2 protein-coding genes are annotated in these 1,171 nt (G+C 39.1%); both read right to left on the bottom strand.

Features of this window, described 5'->3' with window-relative positions:
• Positions 1–64 precede the first annotated feature (64 nt).
• Positions 65–361 (bottom strand): hypothetical protein, encoded by a 297-nt coding sequence (locus tag FNW02_RS38220; protein WP_191762647.1) that lies wholly within the window; start codon positions 359–361, stop codon positions 65–67.
• A 335-nt stretch (positions 362–696) separates the two neighbouring features.
• Complete coding sequence (locus FNW02_RS38215; RefSeq protein WP_191762646.1) at positions 697–1,092, bottom strand: hypothetical protein; 396 nt, start codon at positions 1,090–1,092, stop codon at positions 697–699.
• Positions 1,093–1,171 lie beyond the last annotated feature (79 nt).

Here is a 1,171-nt window from a genome sequence, read left to right as displayed (position 1 = left end):
AAGTAACTTGGGATCGTAAACAGAATTGAGTTCCATTTTTGTTATCCTTATTGAAGAGAAAGAACTAACTGTAAACCTTGAGCGACACGGCTTTTCGTTTCAAGTTACCGTTACCATCGTCACCATTAATTGTGATTGTTGGTTGTTGAGAGCATTCGGATTTATTAATTGTCCAATCCCAATGATTAATTTGTGATTTTTGCTGATGTTCTACAAGTACAATTTGATTTTTGTACTTCGGGTCTTTACTACTTATCAAATAGGCATCACCCAACGCATAAAAACCAGTTGAAACATAATAGCGTTTGTTGAGGGACATCAGCGCATCCCAAGCTTGTTGATGCTGTTGTATTTTACTCATTTAAACTGTCCTCATTGAATTGAAGAATTCAGAAGTCAGAATTCAGGAGTCAGAATGCAATCAGTGGGAGATTCAGGCCCGCCACTGATTGAAGACCACCAAATTTTCAATTTGGAGGGGGTGCAAAAACGCCGTTTATTCATACACCAGTCGTACAAAATACCCAAGCTGAATTCTGACTCCTGACTCCTGAATTCTGTTTTGATAACTCATCGCTTTGAAGCGTCGTGATGTAATGTGCGATAATTACTTTTACCTGTAACTACAGTTTGGATTGCGGAAACTTTTGGTAAGCGAAGTTTCCGCATTTTTCTAGTAAGTACAATGTCTGAGTCTTAAGCGCTAACCTTTTTCTTTGGTTGAGATAATCTGGATGTACCATTAGATGAGCGAGGTGTTTGAGAAAGAGGTGCGGTCACTGTACCAAAGGGAGTGCGAATCTCTAAATCTGCATCTAATTCTTTTTGGAGAATTGTTAATCGTGCCAGATGCAAGTCGATTTCGGCGAGTATTTTTGCTTCTATCTCTTGTTTTGAAAGTAGACGAACCTGGGCTTCTGGCAGTTGTACTACTTGTCCAGAAGTCTCGTTGACCAATATTGAGTAGTACCAACCTTCGCTCTGCTTTTGAGTTGAATAATTAATACCAATAATTCTCCCCTGTTGTGTACGCTGACCTATAGCAAAAAGAGGTTGCTTCCATGTACGTGACATCGTAATTGTGGATTGCATGATTATTTCCCCTCGCTTTGATTAATTGTGAGTAATTGGAATAACAGCACTCATTAGCTGTAGATAAGACTTGAGCAAT

Source organism: Komarekiella delphini-convector SJRDD-AB1 (assembly GCF_014831675.1).
GTDB lineage: Bacteria > Cyanobacteriota > Cyanobacteriia > Cyanobacteriales > Nostocaceae > Komarekiella.
The sequence above is the reverse complement of the archived record's forward strand: the minus strand, read 5'-3'. Positions and strand labels throughout refer to the sequence as shown.